The following is a 3,539-nucleotide window of genomic DNA, read 5'->3' as shown; positions in this document are numbered from 1 at the left end:
ACGCCGCGCGGTGATCGGCGGGCCGGCGTCAGGACAGCGTGCGGGGTGCCTGGAACTCGGCCTCGAACCGCTCGAAGGAGAACGTGCCGAGCGCCCGAGCCCGATCGAGCCCCAGCTCGCGGATCGCCCCGGCGATCCGGCCGATGTGTCGATCCCCGTCCTCCGCCCCGGCGGCGATCGACACGCGCGCACCCCCCAGGGGACGGAACCGGCCGCCTGCGACTTTCGCACCCGCGCTGACCAGGACAGGCCTGCCGTCGAGGACCTGGATGCAGTTCATCCCGAGGGAGTGGCGACCGGGCACCGGCACTCCCAGGCGGGTGTCGAACATGAGGTCGATCCCCCCTGTCCCGGAGGACCCGACGGCCCCCAGGCGGGCGTCGTCGAGCGCTCCGCCGGCCGTGCCGACCATGTCGCCCTTCCACTTGGGAAAACCCCAGAGCTCGTTGCCGGCCGCGAGGGTGAAATCCTGGTCGACAGGAAGCTCGTGGATGTGCTGACGCACCCCGACCCCCGGGACCTTGACCTGGAACGCCAACCCCACCTCGTGGTACCCACCCAGGACGTTGCCCGGGACATCGTGATAGCGGACGTGGATCACCGTGACCGGAGTCCGACCACCCGGTAGCGAGACCGGCTCGGCCCTCGCGGAGTCCAGGACGGCGGACTGGGGCCCGGAGGCGATCAGACGCCTGGCGACGGCGGCCCGCGACAGGAAGGCGGCACCCGATATCGAGGCGGAGACGACGGGGACCGGGAACGTGATCTGGCGACCCGCGACGACACGGGTGGTGGGAGAACTCATACTCCGACGTTAGCGGGTGCGGTAACAGGTTTCACTGCATTCGATCGCTAACACCACGCCGGGCAGGGCGGATAGACCACGTAGAGACGGGCACGCGGCCCGTCCCACGCGGAACACACCGCGTCACTCTCCCAGGAGGCACACCATGTTGAAGGCACTCGCCGACTTCTTCGCCCAGTTCGACTTCACGGTCGGGTCGTCCGCCGCGATCAACGGATTCATCTCCGGTTCCACCGCGGCCCTCGAGCAGTCGTTCGGCTTCGAGAGCTCGCTCGGCCGGCTCGCCGTGAGCAGTATCGGACAGATCGGTCAGGTCGAGAACGGAGTCTGACCCGGTCAGACCGGCACCCCAGAACCCCCGGCCACCCTCAGAGGTGACCGGGGCGACCGGTGTCTCAGGTGGGGTCCGACAGGTCCTCTGAGGGTACGGCCGCCAGGTGACCGCTGGACCTGCCCTTGTAGCGGGGCCGCAGCAGGTTCGACGGCGAGAGGATGTCGTCGACCTCCTCCGCCGAGAGCAGACCCATCTCAAGCACGACTTCGCGGACGCCGCGACCGGATCGCGCACACTCCCGTCCCACCAGGTCACCGTTGTGGTGCCCGATGACCGGGTTGAGATAGGTGACGATCCCGATCGAGTCCATGACGTTGCGGCGCGCCACCTCCACGTTGGCGGTGATGCCGCGGACACACTTCTCCGTGAGCGTCTCCATCGCGGACGTGAGCAACGAGATCGACTCGAACATCGCCTGCGCGATCACCGGCTCCATCACGTTGAGCTGCAGCTGGCCCGCTTCGGCCGCCATCGTCACCGTCACATCGTTGCCGATCACCTTGAAGCAGACCTGGTTGACCACCTCCGGGATCACCGGGTTCACCTTGGCCGGCATGATCGAGGACCCCGCCTGGAGCTCCGGGAGGTTGATCTCGTTGAGACCCGCCCGCGGACCGGAAGACAGCAGGCGCAGGTCGTTGCAGATCTTGGACACCTTCGACGCGGTCCGCTTGAGGGCCGCGTGGACGTTGACGTAATCGCCGGTGTCACTGGTCGCCTCGATGAGGTTCATGGCACCGGTCACCGGCAGACCGGTCACGAGCCGCAGGTGCTCGATGACCGCTCGCCGGTAGTCGGGCGGCGTGTTGACCCCGGTGCCGATGGCCGTGGCGCCCAGGTTCACGTCGAGCAGCATCCGGGCCGCGGCGCCGAGGACGTGGAGCTCCTCGTCGAGCGTCACCGCGAACCCGCCGAACTCCTGACCCAGGGACATGGGGACCGCGTCCTGCAACTGCGTGCGACCCATCTTGAGGACCTCGCGGAACTCCTCCGACTTGTCGTAGAAGGCCTCGCGCAACGCGACGATGGCCGGCTCGAGCCGCTCGAGGGAGTGCCACAGGGCGATCCGGAACCCGGTCGGGTACGCGTCGTTGGTGGACTGCGAACGGTTGACGTCGTCGTTCGGGCTGATCACGTCGTAGGCGCCCCTGGGATGACCGATCCGCTCCAACGCGAGATTGGCCACCACCTCGTTGGTGTTCATGTTCACCGACGTCCCGGCCCCACCCTGGTACACGCACGAGGGGAACTGGTCCATGCAGCGGCCGTCGACGAGGATCTCGTCGCAGGCACCGACGATGGCCTCGGCGACGTCCGGGTCCAGGACACCCATCTCCACGTTGGCCAGCGCCGCGGCCTTCTTGACCATGACCATCCCGCGGATGAAGTCCGGGATGTCGCTGATGGTCGTGGAGTCGATCGGGAAGTTCTCGACCGCCCTCACGGTGTGGATCCCGTAATAGGCGTCAGCCGGAACCTCCTTCTCGCCGAGGAGGTCTCGTTCCACACGGGTCTGGGTCATTCGTCCTCCGCTGGTCGGGTCGCCACGATCCACAGTAGCCACGGCCCCCGGCCCGCGCGCGGTGTCGCGGTTCGCGGGGATCCCCCGTCGCCGCGCCACTGTGCCTAGGGTGTGGTCATGTCCCGCACGACGACCTCCCGTCGCACCCGGACCCTGACCGCGGCGAAGGACCTCCTGCGCCCCCTGGCCCCCTCCGACGGGCTCCTGGGCAGCATCGTCGACAGGGGTCAGGAACCCCTGCCGCGAGGCACCTGGGCGGTCTTCGGAGTGGCGTTCGCGGGCTTCGCCATGCCCGTCATCGGGTTCGTGGAACTGGCCGAGAGGATCAGGTCCGGCGCCAAACTTCCCTTCGACCGGCCCGTCATGCTGTGGCTGCGCCGACGGCACACACCGCGCACCACCCGGATCGTCAGGGCCGTCACCGAACTCGGCGGGGTCACCGCGGTCCCCGTCTTCGCCCTCACCGCCGCCGGTTACCTGGCGTACGTCCGCGGCAGTCGTCGCCCGGCCGCGCTGCTCACGGTGTCCCTGGTCGGGTCCACCATCATCAACTCGGTCCTCAAGCTCCTGTACCGGCGCGACCGCCCCACCTTCTTCACCCACATCGTGCAGGAGAAGAGTTACTCGTTCCCCAGCGGGCACGCGATGGCGAGCGCGGCCCTCGCCGGGTGCGCCTGCGTTCTCGCCTGGCCCACCGGATGGCGATACCCGGTGATCGCGGGATCCGCGGCGTACGTCCCCGCGGTCGGGGTGACGCGCATGTATCTCGGGGTCCATTTCCCGAGCGATGTCCTGGCCGGCTGGTGCGTCAGCCTGGCCTGGGTGGGCGAGGTGGCCACGATCATGTGGCTCGCCGACCGCCTCGACTACTCCCCGCG

At 68.6% G+C, this 3,539-nt stretch carries 4 protein-coding genes; 2 read left to right on the top strand and 2 right to left on the bottom strand.

All coding sequences use genetic code 11. The features are described from left to right. Positions 1-28: 28 nt before the first annotated feature. Entirely contained in the window at positions 29-805 is a 777-nt protein-coding gene (locus G6026_RS04145) for an acetoacetate decarboxylase family protein (protein WP_107757623.1), read from the bottom strand. 145 nt (positions 806-950) lie between these two features. Here G6026_RS04145 and G6026_RS04140 point away from each other — a divergent pair, with 145 nt between their 5' ends. Next, positions 951-1,136, top strand: a complete 186-nt coding sequence (locus G6026_RS04140; RefSeq protein ID WP_107757624.1) for a hypothetical protein — start codon at positions 951-953, stop codon at positions 1,134-1,136. A gap of 64 nt (positions 1,137-1,200) precedes the next feature. On the opposite strand, the gene aspA is transcribed toward G6026_RS04140, so the two are convergent. Beyond that, positions 1,201-2,661, bottom strand: a complete 1,461-nt coding sequence (gene aspA / locus G6026_RS04135) for an aspartate ammonia-lyase (RefSeq protein ID WP_107757625.1) — start codon at positions 2,659-2,661, stop codon at positions 1,201-1,203. Positions 2,662-2,778: 117 nt separating this feature from the next. Here aspA and G6026_RS04130 point away from each other — a divergent pair. Next, a partial coding sequence (locus G6026_RS04130; protein WP_182612333.1) for a phosphatase PAP2 family protein occupies positions 2,779-3,539 on the top strand: 761 nt, incomplete at its 3' end.

Origin of the sequence: Dietzia sp. DQ11-38-2 (genome assembly GCF_014145055.1) — a bacterium.
In the GTDB taxonomy this organism is placed as follows: domain Bacteria; phylum Actinomycetota; class Actinomycetes; order Mycobacteriales; family Mycobacteriaceae; genus Dietzia.
Note: the sequence above shows the minus strand (reverse complement) of the source record. Positions and strands in the feature narration are given on the sequence as shown.

Excerpts from the sequence above, each read along its gene's own strand:
- G6026_RS04145 (WP_107757623.1), bottom strand. The coding sequence starts at position 805 with ATGAGTTCTCCCACCACCCGTGTCGTCGCGGGTCGCCAGATCACGTTC.
- G6026_RS04140 (WP_107757624.1), top strand. The coding sequence starts at position 951 with ATGTTGAAGGCACTCGCCGACTTCTTCGCCCAGTTCGACTTCACGGTC.
- aspA (WP_107757625.1), bottom strand. The coding sequence starts at position 2,661 with ATGACCCAGACCCGTGTGGAACGAGACCTCCTCGGCGAGAAGGAGGTT.